Genomic DNA, 16,649 nt, shown 5'->3' with positions numbered 1-16,649 from the left:
CCCAAGGCCGCGGCCACCGGCTCGCCCGCGTCGAACAGGGCTGATTTGCAGTGGTAGCAGCGATTTCCGTCGTTGGCCGCGTACTCCGGGCGCTCGGCCTCGTCGGTGCAGACCTCGACGTGCGCGAAGCCGCGGGTGCGGGCGAACTCCCTGGCCTGGCGTCGTTCCGCGGCGGCCAGGCTGGGGGAGACGGCGGTGACGGCCAGCATCCGCGAGCCGAGCACCTCGTGCGCCACGGCCGCTACCAAGGCGGAGTCCACACCCCCGGAGAACGCCACGACCAGGCCGTCCTCCTCGCTGATCCGCTGCCGGAGCCGATCGAGATCGGACGCGCTCACGGTCCCACTCCTTCCAGGTGCCGGTTCAGATGGCGGTCATGCCGCCGTCCATGACGAAGGCGCTGCCGTTGGCGAAACGCGACTTCGCCAGGAACGCGATGCCCTCGGCGACCTCTTCCGGAGTGCCCATCCTGCCGTCCAGCTGGCGCTGCTCCATGGCTTCGCGCGCGGCGTCGGGATCCGGGGCGTCGGCCAGGATCTTGCCGATCCACTCGCTGTCCACCGTGCCGGGACAGATCGCGTTGGCCCGGATGCCCTGGTCGGCGTAGTCGACGGCGATGGAGCGGGTGAGCCCGATGACCCCGGCCTTGGACGCGCAGTAGGCGGCCCGGTTGCGCACACCGACCACCCCGGCGACCGAGGAGACGTTGACGATGCACCCGCCGCCGGCTGCCACCATCCGGGGCAGCACGATCCGGCAGGTCTCGAACAGCGCGGTCAGGTTCACGCCGAGCACGGCGTCCCAGCCCTCGCGGCTGGTCTCGGTGACCGTCGCGGCGATGCCGATCCCGGCGATGTTGGCCAGCAGCTGCGGCGTCCCGCCGAAGTGCTGCTCAGCGCTGTCCACGGCCGCCTCGAACGCATCGGCGTCGCGCACGTCCAGCGCGACCGGCAACGCCTCCGACCCCGCTTCGGCCACCGCCTGAGCAGCTCGTTCGGTCCCGCTGCTGGAGATGTCGACGGCCACGACCCGGTAGCCCTCGGTAGCGAGCGCGATGGAGGTGGCGTATCCGATGCCGGATCCCGCGCCGGTGACGATGGCCGTGCGAACGTCGTGCAACGGACTGCCTCCTGGTAATCCACAGTGGACTTGAAGGGGGTTCGAACTGATCGTCCGACCAGAGCACTCTAGGCGTGTGCAGGACGTCGCTGTCAAGGGAGATGACTGGGCGGAAGCGCCTGGTTGACGGCCGCCGTGCGGGGCGGTAAGCGGCGCCGGCCCGGTGGGTGTCGGACTCGCCGACGTGTCGCTCGTCCGGGTGGCTCACCGCGGTGCTCGCGACCAGCGGACCTAGTGTTCGAAACCGGGACCGATCAGCGCTAGGAGGACGTGGTGGCGGACAACGCGGCGCGGCAGATCGCTTCGGGCTACGCGACCGAAGGAGCTGCTGTCGATCTCGGAGCAGTGGTCGTGGACGGTGCCGTCGATGCCGAGGCGGCGGTGCGCATCCCGCTGGCCACGATGAACCGGCACGGCCTGGTCGCCGGCGCGACCGGCACCGGCAAGACCAAGACGCTGCAGCTGCTTGCCGAGCAGCTCTCCGACGCCGGGGTGCCGGTGCTGCTGGCCGACGTCAAGGGCGACCTGTCCGGACTGGCGCGACCGGGCGAGGGCGGCGACAAGGTGGCCGCACGCGCGGCCGAGGTCGGCGACGACTGGGCGGCCACCGGCTACCCGGTGCAGTTCTGGTCGCTGGGCACCAGCGGCCGCGGCCTGCCGATCCGCGCGACCGTGACCAGCTTCGGCCCGCTGCTGCTGGCCAAGGTGCTGGGGCTCAACGCGACGCAGGAATCGACGCTGGGGCTGATCTTCCACTGGGCCGACCAGCACGGCCTCGCGCTGCTGGACCTCAAGGACCTGCGCGCGGTGATCCAATACCTGACCAGCGACGAGGGCAAGGCGGAGCTGAAGGGCATCGGCGGGGTCTCGGCGGCCACCGCCGGAGTCATCCTGCGCGCGCTGTCCAACTTGGAGGCCCGCGGCGGCGAGGAGTTCTTCGGCGAACCGGAACTCGCGGTCGGCGACCTGATCCAGCAGGTCGACGGCAAGGGCGTGGTGAACCTGCTGGAACTGGACGACGTGCAGGCCGATCCGGTGCTGTTCTCCACGTTCCTGATGTGGCTGCTGGCCGAGCTCTTCGAGGAGCTCCCGGAAGCGGGCGACCTCGACCGGCCGAAGCTGGTGTTCTTCTTCGACGAAGCGCACCTGCTGTTCTCCGAGGCGTCCAAGGCGTTCCTGGAGCGCATCGAGCAGACCGTGAAGCTGGTCCGTTCCAAGGCCGTGGGCGTCTTCTTCTGCACGCAGCTGCCCACGGACCTGCCGAACCCGGTGCTGTCCCAGCTCGGCGCGCGCGTGCAGCACGCGATCCGCGCGTTCACCCCGGAAGACCAGAAGGCCTTGAGCCGCACGGTCAAGACTTACCCGACCACCGAGCACTACGAGCTCGACGAGGCGCTGACCTCGTTGGGCATCGGCGAAGCGATCGTCACGGTGCTCTCGGAGGTCGGTGCGCCGACGCCGGTGGCGTGGACCCGGTTGCGGCCACCCCGGTCGTTGATGGGAGCGATCGGGGAAGACGCAGTGCGGGAAAGCGCTGCGGGTTCGCCGCTGCACGGCAAGTACCAGGAGACCATCGACCGCGAGTCGGCCTACGAACTCCTCGCGCGCAAGGTCGCCGCCGCACCGGAGGAGCCGGAACCCGACGTGGACAAGCCCGCCGAGGACAAACCCGGCGCCTTGCAGCAGGCGATGGAGAACCCGGCGGTCAAGTCGTTCTTCCGCTCAGCGGCGAGCGCCCTCGGCCGCGAGATCACCAGAGGCCTCTTCGGCAACCGCCGCCGCTGACCGGAGCGGGCTCGGCAGGCGAGGCGATCGTGCCTGGAACTGGCCGCTTCCTCGCGATCGGGTGGGGAGCCAGTTCCAGGCACATCGGCGGAGTCCTTCGCGCGGTTAGTGGTCTCGGTGGGTCATCAGGTGGGCCAGGGCGCCGAGCTGTTCTGCTGCTCGGGGCCCCAGGTCCGCTCGGTTGAGGTCGGCGAGGGCTGAGTTGAGGAGTTCGTCGGACTGGTTCTGGCTCCAGCTGCGCCCGCCGGCCAGGGCGATCAGCTCGGCGGATTGGGCCAGGTCGCTGCCGGACAGCGGTTGGTCGCGGAGGTAGATCGCGGCCAACCGCTGCCCAGCCGGCGTGCCGGAGGTCAGCGCGGAGACCACCGGCAGGGTCTTCTTGCGGGTGCGCAGATCGGAGAACACCGGTTTGCCGGTGATGGCCGGATCTCCCCAGATCCCCAGCAGGTCGTCGACGTGCTGGAACGCCAGGCCGACCCGTTCGCCGAAGCTGCGCAGCCGGGCGATCTGGTCGGGCTTGCCGCCGCCGAACATCGCCCCGAGAGCGCACGCGCAGCCCAGCAGCGCGCCGGTCTTGTCGCGGGCCATCCGCTGGCATTCGCCCAGGTCCACGCTGCGGCGGTCCTCGAACGACAGGTCGGCGACCTGCCCGTTGATCAGGTTCAGCACGGCCGTGCTCAACGCCCGCACCGCATCGGCGGCTGCGGAGTGGTGGCACGCCCCGAGCACGTCGGCTGCCAGGGTCAGCAGCGCGTCCCCGGCCAGGATCGCCGGGCCGCTGCCGAACACCGTCCACGCGGTGGGGCGGTGCCGGCGGGTCACGTCGCCGTCCATCACGTCGTCGTGCAGCAGCGAGAAGTTGTGCACCAGCTCGACGGCGACGGCGGCGGGGACGGCCACCGCGGGGTCACCGCCGACAGCGCTGGCGGTGAGCAGCACCATGGCCGGGCGCAGTGCTTTGCCGCGATCGGCGCGCACCGGGTTGCCGTGCTCGTCCCACCACCCGAAGTGGTAGCCGGCGACTTGCTGCATCGTGGTGGGCAACCGGTCGACCGCGGCCCGCAGCGCGGGCTCGACCATGGTGCGGCTCCGGGTCAAAGCCTCGTAAGCCGCCCCTGCCCGGTGGGCGTCCTGGTGGATGGTGGTCATCCGATTTCCCTTTCGAAAAAAGAGGTTTTCCATCCTCGTTCTGCGTGGCGGTGCGGGTGGCGGAACCTCAGCGCCCGCCCGCGCGGTGCCCGTCGTGCTTCGCTGTCGCGGGCCGGACAGGATGGAAAAGGTGGGATTCCTGCGGCGGATCGGGCTGACCGCTCCGCCTCGACCAGCCGGTGGTCGGGCCGTGAGCGCGAACCCACGACCCGACGAGCCGTCAGCGGTTGGTCTCGACGTGCTCGAGCACGCCGAGCGCGTCGGGCACCAGCACGGCTGCTGAGAAGTAGGTGCTGACCAGGTACGAGATGAGGGCCTGGTCGTTGATCCCCATGAACCGCGCGGAGAGCCCGGGCTGGTACTCGTCGGGGATGCCGGTCTGGTGCAGGCCGACCACGCCGCTGTCCTCCTCCCCGATGCGCATGCAGAGGATCGAGCTGGTCCCGTTGTCGCTGATCGGGATCTTGTCGCTGGGCAGCAGCGGCACCCCGCGCCAGGCCTGCACCCGGCGGCCCGCCACCTCGGTGGTCTCCGGGTAGATCCCGCGCCGGTTGCACTCCCGCCCGAACGCGGCGATGGTGCGCGGATGCGCCAGGAAGAACCGCGACTTGCGGCGGCGGGCGAGCAGTTCGTCCAGATCGGCGGGGGTGGGTGGTCCGGTGCGGGTGTGGATGCGTTGGCGCAGGTCGGCGTTGTGCAGCAGGCCGAAGTCGCGGTTGTTGAGCAGTTCGTGCTCTTGGCGTTCGCGCAGCGCTTCGATGGTGAGCCGGAGCTGCTGCTCGGTCTGGTTCATCGGCTGGTTGTAGAGGTCGGCGACGCGGCTGTGCACTCGCAGCACGGTCTGCGCGACGGTGAGCTCGTACTCGCGGGGTTCGAGCTCGTAGTCCACGTAGGTCGAGGGCAGCGACGGCTCGCCGGAGTGCCCGGCGGCGAGCGAGATCTCGGCCTCGCCGTGCTTGTTCTGGCTCGGGGCGGGCTGTCCCTGGCTGCCCGCGATGTGCGCCCGGAGCTGGTCGAACCGCAGGCTGACCGCTTGCAGGGCCCTGCTGGTCAGGATCAGCGCGGTGCACGGGGTGGTGGCCTTGTAGGTGTGCTGCCAGGAGCTCTCGCCGGCGAGCACGTGCGCGCCGAAGAACTCGCCGTCGGCGAGCACGGCCAGCGAGGCGTCGTCGCCGTACTTGCCGGTGCCGATCTTGTCGATCTTGCCGTGGGCGATGAGCACGACCTGCTCGGCGGGCTGACCGGCCCGCGCGATCACCTGGCCGGGCTCGAACTCCTGCTGGATGAACCGGTCGGCCAGCGCGCCGAGCGCGGTGTCGTCGTCGAATCCGCGCAGGAGCGGGAGTTCGCGCAGCTCCTGCGGGATCACCCGCACGTCGGAGCCGGTGTTGGTGAAGGTGATCCGGCCGTCGCCGACGGCGTAGGTCAGGCGCCGGTTGACCCGGTAGGTGCCTGCGCCGACGTCGATCCACGGCAGCATCCGCACCAACCACCGGGAGGTGGTGCCCTGCATCTGCGGGACGGACTTGGTCGTCGTCGACAGCTGGCGCGCTGCCGCGGTGCTCAGGCTCAGCGGCGCCGATTCCTCGGTGTTGGGTGCGGTCACGATGTCCACTGCTCCTCGTGGTGAGTTCAGGCCCGGCCGAGCTCGACGTGCTCGAGCACGCCGAGGGCGTCGGGCACCAGCACGGCCGCCGAGTAGTAGGCGCTGACGAGGTAGGAGATGAGGGCCTGGTCGTTGATCCCCATGAACCGCACGGACAGCCCGGGCTGGTACTCGTCGGGGATGCCGGTCTGGTGCAGGCCGACCACGCCCTGGTTCTCCTCGCCGGCGCGCACGAGCAGCACGTTGCTGGTGCGGCTGTCGCTGACGTGCAGCTTGTTGCACGGCAGGATCGGAACGCCCCGCCACGACGGCACCTGGTGGCCGCCGAGGTCGATGCTGTGCGGGTAGATGCCGCGCTTGCTGCACTCCTGCCCGAAGGCGGCGATGGTGCGCGGGTGCGCCAGGAAGAACCCGGGGTCCTTCCACACCAGCGTCAGCAGTTCGTCGAAGTCGTCCGGGGTGGGCGGGCCGGTGCGGGTGTGGATGCGCTGGCGCAGGTCGGCGTTGTGCAGCAGGCCGAAGTCGCGGCTGTTGATCAGCTCCTCCTCCTGCCGCTCGCGCAACGCCTCGATGGTCAGCCGGAGCTGCTGCTCGGTCTGGTTCATCGGCTGGTTGTAGAGGTCGGCGACGCGGCTGTGCACCCGCAGCACGGTCTGCGCGACGCTGAGCTCGTACTCGCGCGGCGTGAGCTCGTAGTCCACATAGGTCCCCGACAGCTGCGGCTCGCCCGCGTGACCGGAGGCGATCTCGATCTCGGCCTCGCCGTGCGGGTTGTGCTGGCGCTTCGGCTGGGACAGGGTGATCCGCACGTGTTCGCGCAGGGCTTCCGAGTGGCCGTTCATGTCCTGAAAGGCCTGGTGCCGCAAGGAGAGCACGGTGCACCGGGTGACGGCCTGGTAGGTGGAGTTCCAGGTGACCGGTTCGCCGCCGAGCACGTGCGCGCCGAAGAACTCGCCGTCGGCCAGCACGCCGAGCACGGTCTGGTCGCCGTACTCGCCGGTGCCGATCTTGTTGATCTTGCCGTGGGCGATGAGCACGACCTGGTCGGCCGGTTGGCCGGCGGTGGCGATGACCTGGCCCGGCTCGAACTCCTGCTGGACGAACCGGTCGGCGAGCGCGCCGAGCACGGCGTCGTCGTCGAACCCGCGCAGCAGCGGGATCTCGCGCAGCTCCTGCGGGACGACGCGCACGTCCGCGCCGGTGTTGGAGAAGGTCACGCGCCCGTCGCCGAGGGTGTAGCTCAGACGCCGGTTGACCCGGTACACGCCGCCGGAGGCCTGCACCCAGGGCAGCATCTTCAGCAGCCAGCGCGAGGTGATGCCCTGCATCTGCGGTACGGATTTGGTCGTGGTCGCCAGATTTCGGGCCGCTGCCGTGCTCAGGCTCAACTGCGGCGCAGGGGTCTCGCGGGTGTTGACCGGTTCGGTCGAAGTCACGCCAATACCACCAATCATCTTGCCCGCCGAGTTCGGGCAGCCGAATTGCTCCGAGGAATGGTTTCGCTGGAATTGAGAATGGCCGAAAAGAAATGTCCGAGCGGTTGCCGAGTGGCTGCCTCGCTCGCTGCCGACGGCGACGTTATCACTGCTGATCTCGGCCGTACAGTCACCCGAAAGTGCAGCTCGAATCGGTAAAGCGGGAGGTAGGGCGCCCGATTTGGATCACCTGGATCGCGGCTTGCGGGGGACTCTGCGTGATCGGGTTCGGCAATTCGGTCCCGCAATTCGGCGGTGCCACACCTGCTCGCGCTAGGCCATTCCGGTGATCAGGTCATATTCCTCGGCCGCATTGCTCCACCCGGGTGATTCGCTTCGAATGGCCAGATTCCACGAATCGGACCATCCGCGCTCCATCCAATTCGGAGTACTGTTCGGGCCGCGGACGAACCGCGTTCTTCGCGGTGTTTCCTTCAGTAATTCTGAAATCGTGTCGAGCGGGCTGCGTTGCCCGTTCTCGTGCAGCAGGAGGCGGGCGAGCGTGTGCGCAAGCGGCATCAGGTCTGCGGAGATCGAGTGGGAGGCGATGTCGTCGTGAAGTGGAACCTGCGGTTGGTCGCGGCCCAGCGGGGCATTTGGAAGGCCGCCGAGCTGCAACGGCTGCTCGCCGACCACGGCCTGGTGGTCTCGGCCGGGAAGATGTCCGGTCTGTGGTCGAAGACCCCGGCCAGCCTCAAGCTGTCCGATTTGGACATCATCTGCACCGCCCTGGGCTGCCAGGTCGGCGATCTGCTGGTGCCCGAACCGGTCGTGCCGCGCAGCGAAGGCCTGCGCAGCGTCGAGTGAGCATCTACCTGCAGGGCCTGGTCTGGGTGCTGGGCGCATCGGTGGCCGCCGCGCTGGTCGGTTACCTGGTGCGCCGCCTGGGCCAGGACGAAGGGCGGCCGAGCAACAACGACGCGGCGGGGCAGGTGTTCACCATCGTCAGCGGCCTGCAGGCGGTGGTGCTCGCCTTCGTGCTGGTAACCCTGTTCGACGCGGTGACCGACGCCAGGGACGGGTCGTACCGGGAGGCGCAGGGCCTGGCCGCGGTCGCGTGGGCGGTGGACTCGCTGCCCGAGCCGGCCGGTGACCAGGTGCGCGAGCTCGGCGCGGCCTACCTGCACACGGTCATCGACCAGGAGTGGCCGGTCATGCAGGGCGGCGGCGAGGTGACCGGGCCGGGCTGGGCGCAGCTGGACCGGATCCGCGAGGTGGTGCTGAACGCCGGGGCCGACGGCGAGTTCGAGGAGGACCGCAAGACCGAGGCCTCCACCCAGCTCGGCCAGGTCTACGAGGAACGGCACGAACGCTTGACCAGGGCGTTCGACCGCGGCGTGGTGGCCGTGGTGTGGTTCGTGCTGATCGCGGGCAGCGTGGTCTGCGTGCTGCTGCCGAACCTGTTCGGCGGCACCAGGCTGTTCCCGCACATCGTGCTGGTGTCCACTTTGGCCGGTGCGCTGGCGCTGCTGCTGTTCGCGATCTTCCAGCTGCAGAACCCGTTCAGCGGCGGATCCCGGATCGGTCCGGAGGCCTTCCGCTGGGCGCTCGAGCGGCTCGGGCGAAGTTGATGTGGTGGCGTGCGGCCGCGGCCTCGGCCGCGCTGGTGCTGCTGGCGTCGGTGACCTGGGTGCTGAGCGCGGCGGCGGTGCCGGAGTGCTCGGTGCTGCAGGTCCGCAACCGAGGTGGGCCTTCGGCCGCGTACCGGGTCGACTTTCCCGCCGCGACCAGCACCAGGCTGGACCCTCCGGGCTACCGCCTCAACGCGCTCGGGTACGCGGCCTCGCAGCACCTGGTCTACGCCGTGGGCGACGGCGGGCGTGCGGTGGCGTTGACCGCCGACGGCCAGGCCCGGGAACTGGGGCCGATCCGCGCCGGGAGGGAGGGGACCTGGTGGTATCCGCTGAGCACTCCGGACGCAGGTGCGATATCCGGAAACCGCTGGTACCTGGCGGAAAGCGGATATCTGTACACAGTGGACGTGCGTCCTGGGAGCCGGACCTTCCTGGAAGTGCTGTCGATGGTCGCCATCGAGGACCGGTCGTGGCGGTCGTTCGACGACTTCGACGTGGACCCCGTCGACGGCGAGCTCTACGGCATCGGCACCACGCGCACCGGGGCGTCGGCCCTGGTCCGGCTGGACCGCGGCAGCGGGCGGGTGGCGGAGGTCGTCGACGTGCCGCAGCTGCCGCCGCTGAGCTACGGATCAGTGGTGATCGGGTCCGATCGCGCGCTCTACGTCACGGCCAACGAGTCGGGCGGGATGTACCGGGTGGAACGGGGTGGCGCGGTGACCCGGCTGGCCACCGTCCTGCCGATGCTGAGCTCCGACGCGGCGGGTTGCCTGTCCGGGGAAGCGCCGCCCCCGGTTCCGCCGCCGACGTCCTCGACCACGACATCGCCGACGAGCACGACCTCCCCGACGACCACGCCGTCGCCGGTGCCAACGCCGACGACGACAACCCGACCGCCGAGCTCACCGGCATCGGAGCCCGAGCCGACTCCGGAGCCGTCCAGCGAGCCACCGCTGCAGACCTCCGCGAAGCCCGGCAACTTCGCCCCGCCGACGCAGGAGCGCGGTGCGGAGTCGTCCGGGCACAGCACGGGGGAGAAGCGGCGGTGGGCGCTGGCCGCGCTGGTGCTGCTGATCGGAGGCAGTGCTGCGGTGCGCCGCTTGGCGAGGTGATCGGGGCGGTGTTGTCAGCACAAGTTACTCATGAGTAGCATCGCTGCCATGACGAACGAGACCGCCGGCCTCGGTGCCGCCCTCTCCGAAGCCGTGCCGATGGTGCGCACGCTCAACCTGGAGTACCTCGAGGTCGCTCCGGAGCGGGCAGTGCTCCGCATGCCCGACCAGGCGGACTTCCACAACCACGTGGGCGGCCCGCACGCCGGTGCGATGTTCACCCTCGCCGAGTCCGCCAGCGGTGCCATCGTGATCGCGGCGTTCGGCGAGCAGCTCAACCGCGCGGTGCCGCTGGCGGTCCGCTCCGAGATCGACTTCAAGAAGCTCGCCATGGGCGAGGTCACGGCCACCGCGGAACTCGGCCGCCCGATCGCCGACGTGGTGGCCGAGCTGGACGCGGGGGAGCGCCCCGAGTTCCCCGTCAAGGTGAGCATCCAGCGCGCGGACGGCGCGGTCACCGGCGAGATGTCGATCACCTGGACGCTGCGCCCCAACTCGTGACGCCGAGCCCCGCGGTGGATCCACTGTGGATGTTCCGCCGCGGGGCGTCCTCACCTGCGACTTCCTCGCAGTTGCAGCGTTGTCGCGCCCCTGGTCGGCGGCCTATGGTTCGGAGGTCTCCGAATCCGAGGAGTCCGGATGTGGCTCAAGCGCGAGAAGTCGGGACATCACCACCACCGCTGGTCGCGGCTCAGGCACGCGGTCACGCCGCACAGCCACGACGCGGCTGAGTCCGTCGACCGCCCGCTGGAAGCCAGCCGGAAGGGCATGCGGGCGCTGTGGATCTCGTTCGGCGTCCTGGCCGTCACAGCGGCCGGGCAGTCCGTCCTGGTCGCGTTCACCGGGTCCGTCGCCCTGCTCGGCGACACGCTGCACAACTTCGCGGACGCGTTGACCGCGGTCCCGCTGGCGATCGCCTTCCTGCTGGCCAGGCGTGCGGCGACGCGCCGCTTCACCTACGGGCTCGGTCGCGTCGAGGACTTGGCCGGGCTGATCATCCTCGCCGTGATCGCCGCTTCCGCCGCGATGGCGGCGTGGGAGTCCGTGGCGCGGCTGGTCTCCCCGCAGTGCGTCGACCACATCGGATGGGTGGCGGCGGCCGGGCTGCTCGGCTTCGCGGGCAACGAGCTGGTCGCGCGCTACCGCATCCGAGTCGGCCGGGAGATCGGATCGGCCGCGCTGGTCGCGGACGGGATGCACGCGCGCGCCGACGGGTTCACGAGCCTCGCCGTGCTCGGCTCGGCCGCCGGAGCGGCGCTGGGCTGGTGGTGGGCGGACCCGGTCGTGGGGTTGCTGATCACCGCTGCCATCGCCGCGGTGCTGTGGAGTTCGGCCAAGGAGGTCCTCGCCCGGGTGCTCGACGCCGTCGATCCCGAGCTCGTCGGGCGCGCCGAACGCGCGTTGGCCGCCGCTCCCGGTGTGCGCGCGGTCGGGGACCTGCGGCTGCGCTGGGTCGGGCACTGCCTCCGCGTCGAAGCGGAGCTGGAGGTCGACGCGCAGCTCAGCCTCGCCGAGGCGCACCGCATCGCGCACGAGGCCGAGCACCGCCTCTGGCACGAGCTGCCGAGGCTCGGCGGCGCACTCATCCACGCGCATCCATCCGGCGCACAGGAAGCCCACGAGCTGCTCGCGCACCACCTCTGATCAGGGCTTTTCGTCCCGATGTGACATGCAAGCAAATACTTGCCTATAGTGGGTGTCGTGAGTGACGTGTTCAAAGCGCTGGCGGACCCCACTCGGCGGGCGATCCTCGACGAACTGGCCGATCATGACGGCCAGACCCTGTTCGAGATCTGCACCCGGCTGACCGGGAAGCACGGTTTGGGATCGTCCCGCCAGGCCATCTCCCAGCACCTCGAGCTGCTGGAGGGGGCGGGCCTGGTCGAGGTCCGGCGGGACGGTCGCTACAAGTTCCACCACCTCAACACCGGACCGCTGGAGCACCTGCTGGACCGGTGGCTCGAACCAGAAGCGGAGGAGAGCCCGTGAAGATCTACGTGACCAGCATCTTCGTCGACGACCAGAGCAAGGCGCTCGAGTTCTACACCGAGGTGCTCGGTTTCCAGAAGAAGCGCGACATCCCGCTCGGCGAAGCCAGCTGGCTGACGGTGGTCTCGCCGGAAGCGCCGGACGGCGTCGAGCTGCTCCTCGAGCCCGACGGCCACCCGGCCGCCAAGTCCTACAAGGAAGCCCTGGTCAACGACGGAATCCCGGCCACCTCGTTCCAGGTCGACGACATCCGCGCGGAGTACGACCGCCTCACCGGCCGGGGCGTGCGCTTCACCCAGGAACCGCTCGAGATGGGGGACGTGACGACCGCGGTCTTCGACGACACCTGCGGCAACCTCATCCAGATCGTGCAGATGTAACTGGCGGGGTTCCTGCGAACGGGCGAGGGCTGGTGGTGCGAGTTATCTTCGAGCGCATCGCCCCGGCCACAGGGAGGCTGCGATGAGCCGCGCCATCCGACACCGCACATCCGCGCTGGGAAGCATCGGGTTGGTCTGCGGTGCGCTGGCACTGGCCGCGGCGTGCGTCGCCCCTGGTCAAGAACCTGCCGGTGCCGGGGTCGGAACTCCGCCGCCGCCCTCGCCCGCGCCGCCCGTCACCGGCGGGACGATCTCGGTCCAGACCCGCCAGGTGCCCGACCTGGGGGCGGTGCTCACCGGCCCGGACGGGCGGACGGTGTACCTGTTCGACAAGGACGGGAAGTCCGAGCCCACCTGCCGCGAGCAGTGCGCGAGCGACTGGCCGCCGCTGACCACGACCGATCCGCCGGTCGCCGGTGCGGGGGTGAAGCCGGAACTGCTCTCGACCGCCCTGCGCCCGGACGGCAAGCAGCAGGTCGTCTACAACGGACACCCGCTGTACTACTACGTCGGCGACGAGATCCCGGGCCAGACCACCGGTCATGGCGTGTTCTCCGACGGGGGCTACTGGTACGCGCTGTCGCCCGACGGCAACCAGCTCTAGGCAGCCGTCGTCGGTTTCGTTCCGGTAGGACCATCTGCTCTGCCGGGGCGGGGTGGGTGTGGTCCACGCTGAGCAGGCCCGGGTGGCTGGTGTTCCGGCCTCCGGCACGCGGACCGACGCCGATCTCCTAGGAGCGAGCTCATGGCCACGCTCACCGCATGGAAGTTCCCCACCAGCGCTGGTGCCGAGGATGCCCTGCACACGCTGGAACAGCTTCAGAAGGAAGCGCTGATCAAGGTCCACGACGCGGCTGTCGTTTCCTGGCCGGAAGACCGCAAGCGGCCGAAGACGCGGCACGACAAGCGTTTCGGCGGAGCTCTCGGCGGTGCGTTCTGGGGGCTGCTGTTCGGGATGATCTTCTTCATCCCGCTGCTCGGAGCTGCTGCCGGCGCCGCCCTCGGCGCGGTCAGCATGCGCCACGTCGGCATCGACGACGACTTCGTCGACGCCGTGCGGGCCAAGATCACGCCGGGGACTTCAGGGCTGTTCGCCCTCACCTCGGACGCGGTTCCGGACAAGGTCGCGGACGCCTTCCGCGGCACCGAGGCCGAACTCGTCCACACCAACCTCTCCGGCGATCAGGAAGCTCAGCTGCGCGAGATCTTCGGCGGCGCTGACGAGGGCTGAAGCCGGGAGGGTCGTTGTTCCCTGGAACGAGGAACTCGGCACCTGCACGGTGGATCCATCGGAACGAACCGGTTGTCGAGCAGGGGGAGCGCAGTCATGACAACGCATGGAGCAGGGCGCGCGCGTACCGGTTGGGTGGGGTGGGCGTACTTCGCGGCCGCGGTCCTGCTGGTGGTCGGCATCATCCAGATCGTCAACGGTGTGATCGCGTTCGCCCACTCGGGAACCGTGCTCACACCTACCGGGACCGTGGTCCACGTCAGCTACGGGACGATCGGGTGGAGCTACCTGATCATGGGAGCGGTCCTCGTCGCCACCGGGGCTGGGCTGTTCAGCGGGCGCACGTGGGCACGCGTCGTAGCGGTCGTGCTCGCGGCGATCAGCCTGCTGGCCAACATCGCCTTCTTCGCGATGTACCCGCTCTGGTCGGCGGTGGTCATCGTGCTCAACGCGGCGGTGATCTACGCCTTGGTCGCGCACGGCAAGGAGATCAGCCGGCGGTAGCGCGCGGGTTCCGGGCCAGCGGTGGAGGTGTGCTGTGAGCCTGCAGATCCTGCCGCTGGCCATCACCATGATGGCCGGACCGCAGATCATGTCGGCGATCGTGCTCGTGACCGCGGAACGTCCGGTCCGGGTGTCCGTCGCGTTCCTCGTCGGAGTGGTCGTCGCGACCGTGCTCGGCGTGAGCATCGCCGGCGGTCTGGCCGCCCTCCTCGGGGGTGCCGTTCCGGTCGACGGAGAGTCGCGGGAGGCCCGCGAACTGGGCAAGGTCATCCAGATCTTGCTCATCGGGCTGCTGGCGCTCGTGGTGGTGAGGTCCTACCTCGGGCGGAAGACGGCTGAGCCGCCGAAGTGGCTCGGAACGCTGCTCTCGGCGACACCGGCCACGGCGCTGAAGACCGGGCTGCTGGTCGTCCTGGCGATGCCGTCGGACGTCCTGGTGATGCTGACCGTCGGGATGAACCTGCAGCACAACAAGACCGGATTGGTCGGCGCGATCCCGTTCGTGGCGGCGACCGCGTTCATCGCGGCGCTGCCGCTGCTGCTCTACCTCGTGCTGCACAAGCGCGCGATCAAGGCGATGCCGAAGGTCAGGGACTGGATGAACTCCCACAGCTGGCTGGTGAACATCGCCGTCTGCCTGATCTTCATCGTGCTCGTCGCCACCGGCGGGTGATCGCCGGTGCGGAGCGCGTGGCCACCCCGCCGACGTCGGCGAGGTGGCCACTGCGACGTCCGTGCTGGTCAGGCCACGATCTCGGCCTTCTCGATGACCACGTCGTCCTGGGGGACGTCCTGGTGCCCGGCCTTGGAACCGGTGCGCACGCCCTTGATCGAGTCGACGACGTCCTTGCCCTCGACCACCTCGCCGAACACCGCGTAACCCCAGCCCTGCGGGTTCTTCCCGCTGTGGTTGAGGAAGTCGTTGTCCCCGACGTTGATGAAGAACTGCGCCGAGGCCGAGTGCGGGTCCATCGTCCGGGCCATCGCCACGGTGTACACGTGGTTCTTCAGCCCGTTGTCGGCCTCGTTCTGGATCGGGCCGCGGGTGGGCTTCTGCTTCATGCCGGGCTCGAACCCGCCGCCCTGGATCATGAAGTTGTTGATCACGCGGTGGAAGATCGTGCCGTCGTAGTGTCCATCCCGGACGTACTGCACGAAGTTCTCCACCGTCTGCGGTGCCTTCTCGGCGTCCAGCTGCAACACGATGTCGCCGTGATTCGTGGTCAAGCGGACCTTGGACATGCGGGCACCTCACTACCTGTGCGAACGGGGACGATCAACGCTGTCGAAGAGCGTAACCAGCGCCCGGTCGTCGCGCTCAACGGGTGGACGGGCGCCTTCCGCCGTGCGTGGTGGAAGGCGCCCGTCGTCGCTTCGCGTCAGATGCGTTCGAAGACCGCGGCGAGGCCCTGGCCTCCGCCGATGCACATGGTTTCGAGGCCGTAGCGGGCTTCTCGGCGGTGCATCTCGCGGGACAGGGTCGCCAGGATCCGGGCACCGGTGGCGCCGATGGGGTGCCCCAGGGAGATGCCGGAGCCGTTGACGTTGAGGCGGTCGAAGTCGGCCGGCTTGAACTCCCACTCGCGGGTGCAGGCCAGCACCTGCGCCGCGAACGCCTCGTTGAGCTCGATCAGGTCGACGTCGGCGAGGCCGATTCCGGCGCGCTGCAACGCCTTCGCCGTCGCCGGGACCGGGCCGATGCCCATGGTGCGCGGCGGGACGCCCGCCCGCGCCCACGACACGAGGCGGACCAGCGGGCGCAAGCCCAGCTCGGCGGCGCGCTCCGGCGTGGTCACCACGCAGATCGCCGCCGCGTCGTTCTGGCCGCTGGCGTTGCCCGCGGTGACCGTCGCTTCCGGATCCTTCTTGCCCAGCACGGGTTTCAGCGCCGACAGGGAGTCCATAGTGGTCTCCGGGCGGGGGTGCTCGTCGACCTCGACCACGGTGTCGCCCTTGCGGGAGCGGACCGTCACGGGGACGATCTCGTCGGCGAACAGCCCGGCGCTCTGCGCGGCCGCCGCGCGCTGCTGCGAGCGCACCGACAGCTCGTCCTGCTCGGTGCGGGAGATCCCGTACTCGCGGCGCAGGTTCTCGGCGGTCTCCAGCATGCCGCCCGGGACCGGGTAGTTCGCGCCACCGGCGGTGACCCGACCGCGGGCCAGCGAGTCGTGCAGCTCAAGGCCGCTGCCGCGGATGCCCCAGCGGGCCTCGGTGGTGTAGAACGGCGCGCTGCTCATGCTCTCCGCGCCACCGGCCAGCACGACGTCGCTGACACCGGTCTGCACCTGCATCGCGGCGTCGAGGACGGCCTGCAGCCCGGATCCGCAGCGGCGGTCGAGCTGGGTGCCGCCGACCTCGATCGGCAGTCCGGCGTCCAGCGCCGCCACGCGGCCGATCGCCGGGGCATCGGACGTCGGGTAGCCCTGGCCGAGGATCACCTCGTCGATGGCCGAGCCGTCGAGCCCGGTGCGCTCCACCAGCGCCTTGATCACCGTCGAGGCCAGGTCGACGGCCGGAACCGTCTTGAACACCCCGCCGAACCGGCCGATCGGGGTCCGCAGCGGTTCGCAGATCACCGCTTCGCGCATCGCTTGCTCCTTCGGGTTCCGGACGGCTCGTTCCGCCGCCGTTCCCGTTCGTAGCACAGCGCCGTTGCACATCGGAACACGTGGGGATTATGTTCGATCGAGTATTACTGGCAGGTCAATTCAGTATTGGACGCTCT

At 69.7% G+C, this 16,649-nt stretch carries 19 protein-coding genes; 12 read left to right on the top strand and 7 right to left on the bottom strand.

Annotated elements, in window-relative coordinates:
• Both OU415_RS25845 and OU415_RS25840 read right to left on the bottom strand, forming a co-directional pair.
• On the bottom strand, positions 1-338 hold a 338-nt coding region (locus OU415_RS25845), incomplete at its 3' end, for an asparagine synthase-related protein (protein ID WP_270951815.1).
• Positions 339-363: 25 nt separating this feature from the next.
• Positions 364-1,119 (bottom strand): SDR family NAD(P)-dependent oxidoreductase, encoded by a 756-nt coding sequence (locus OU415_RS25840; protein ID WP_270951813.1) that lies wholly within the window; start codon positions 1,117-1,119, stop codon positions 364-366.
• 270 nt (positions 1,120-1,389) lie between these two features.
• Between OU415_RS25840 and OU415_RS25835 the strand changes: the two genes are divergently transcribed.
• Positions 1,390-2,904 (top strand): helicase HerA-like domain-containing protein, encoded by a 1,515-nt coding sequence (locus OU415_RS25835; RefSeq protein WP_270951811.1) that lies wholly within the window; start codon positions 1,390-1,392, stop codon positions 2,902-2,904.
• Between the two features lie 105 nt (positions 2,905-3,009).
• Here the strand turns inward: OU415_RS25835 and OU415_RS25830 are convergent, their stop codons facing one another.
• The 3 genes from OU415_RS25830 to OU415_RS25820 form a co-directional block, all read right to left on the bottom strand.
• On the bottom strand, positions 3,010-4,053 hold the full coding sequence (locus OU415_RS25830) for a family 2 encapsulin nanocompartment cargo protein polyprenyl transferase (protein ID WP_270951810.1): 1,044 nt from the start codon (positions 4,051-4,053) through the stop codon (positions 3,010-3,012).
• A gap of 220 nt (positions 4,054-4,273) precedes the next feature.
• Positions 4,274-5,659: a family 2B encapsulin nanocompartment shell protein gene (locus tag OU415_RS25825; RefSeq protein WP_270951809.1), complete on the bottom strand. Its 1,386-nt coding sequence runs from the start codon at positions 5,657-5,659 to the stop codon at positions 4,274-4,276.
• 26 nt (positions 5,660-5,685) lie between these two features.
• Positions 5,686-7,113, bottom strand: coding sequence for a family 2B encapsulin nanocompartment shell protein (locus OU415_RS25820; RefSeq protein ID WP_408641916.1), 1,428 nt, complete (start codon positions 7,111-7,113; stop codon positions 5,686-5,688).
• A 558-nt stretch (positions 7,114-7,671) separates the two neighbouring features.
• Here OU415_RS25820 and OU415_RS25815 point away from each other — a divergent pair.
• From OU415_RS25815 to OU415_RS25765, 11 genes are all read left to right on the top strand, one after another.
• Positions 7,672-7,941: a helix-turn-helix domain-containing protein gene (locus OU415_RS25815; protein ID WP_270951805.1), complete on the top strand. Its 270-nt coding sequence runs from the start codon at positions 7,672-7,674 to the stop codon at positions 7,939-7,941.
• A complete protein-coding gene (locus tag OU415_RS25810; protein WP_270951803.1) occupies positions 7,938-8,705 on the top strand; it encodes a bestrophin-like domain in 768 nt (255 codons plus the stop codon). The genes OU415_RS25815 and OU415_RS25810 overlap by 4 nt, the downstream gene beginning before the upstream one ends.
• Complete coding sequence (locus tag OU415_RS25805; RefSeq protein ID WP_270951801.1) at positions 8,705-9,820, top strand: DUF6923 family protein; 1,116 nt, start codon at positions 8,705-8,707, stop codon at positions 9,818-9,820. Before OU415_RS25810 ends, OU415_RS25805 begins: the two co-directional genes overlap by 1 nt.
• A gap of 48 nt (positions 9,821-9,868) precedes the next feature.
• Positions 9,869-10,321 (top strand): DUF4442 domain-containing protein, encoded by a 453-nt coding sequence (locus OU415_RS25800; protein ID WP_270951799.1) that lies wholly within the window; start codon positions 9,869-9,871, stop codon positions 10,319-10,321.
• A gap of 138 nt (positions 10,322-10,459) precedes the next feature.
• On the top strand, positions 10,460-11,464 hold the full coding sequence (locus OU415_RS25795; protein WP_270951798.1) for a cation diffusion facilitator family transporter: 1,005 nt from the start codon (positions 10,460-10,462) through the stop codon (positions 11,462-11,464).
• A 57-nt stretch (positions 11,465-11,521) separates the two neighbouring features.
• A complete protein-coding gene (locus tag OU415_RS25790) occupies positions 11,522-11,809 on the top strand; it encodes an ArsR/SmtB family transcription factor (RefSeq protein WP_270951797.1) in 288 nt (95 codons plus the stop codon).
• Positions 11,806-12,189, top strand: coding sequence for a VOC family protein (locus OU415_RS25785; protein WP_270951796.1), 384 nt, complete (start codon positions 11,806-11,808; stop codon positions 12,187-12,189). Before OU415_RS25790 ends, OU415_RS25785 begins: the two co-directional genes overlap by 4 nt.
• Before the next feature lie 82 nt (positions 12,190-12,271).
• Positions 12,272-12,793, top strand: coding sequence for a COG4315 family predicted lipoprotein (locus OU415_RS25780; protein ID WP_270951795.1), 522 nt, complete (start codon positions 12,272-12,274; stop codon positions 12,791-12,793).
• A gap of 141 nt (positions 12,794-12,934) precedes the next feature.
• Positions 12,935-13,420 carry a DUF1269 domain-containing protein gene (locus OU415_RS25775; protein WP_270951794.1) on the top strand — a complete coding sequence of 162 codons (486 nt, stop codon included), beginning with the start codon at positions 12,935-12,937 and terminating at the stop codon, positions 13,418-13,420.
• Positions 13,421-13,516: 96 nt separating this feature from the next.
• Entirely contained in the window at positions 13,517-13,924 is a 408-nt protein-coding gene (locus OU415_RS25770; protein WP_270951792.1) for a DUF7144 family membrane protein, read from the top strand.
• Positions 13,925-13,958: 34 nt separating this feature from the next.
• On the top strand, positions 13,959-14,597 hold the full coding sequence (locus tag OU415_RS25765) for a GAP family protein (protein ID WP_270951791.1): 639 nt from the start codon (positions 13,959-13,961) through the stop codon (positions 14,595-14,597).
• Between the two features lie 68 nt (positions 14,598-14,665).
• On the opposite strand, the gene OU415_RS25760 is transcribed toward OU415_RS25765, so the two are convergent.
• The gene (locus tag OU415_RS25760; RefSeq protein ID WP_270951789.1) at positions 14,666-15,166 is read right to left on the bottom strand and encodes a peptidylprolyl isomerase; all 501 of its coding nucleotides are present in this window, start codon (positions 15,164-15,166) and stop codon (positions 14,666-14,668) included.
• Between the two features lie 137 nt (positions 15,167-15,303).
• A complete protein-coding gene (locus OU415_RS25755) occupies positions 15,304-16,512 on the bottom strand; it encodes an acetyl-CoA C-acetyltransferase (RefSeq protein WP_270951788.1) in 1,209 nt (402 codons plus the stop codon).
• Positions 16,513-16,649: the final 137 nt, after the last annotated feature.

It is taken from the genome of Saccharopolyspora oryzae (assembly GCF_027853915.1).
Lineage (GTDB): Bacteria > Actinomycetota > Actinomycetes > Mycobacteriales > Pseudonocardiaceae > Saccharopolyspora > Saccharopolyspora oryzae.
This window is presented reverse-complemented; position numbering and strand designations above follow the sequence as displayed.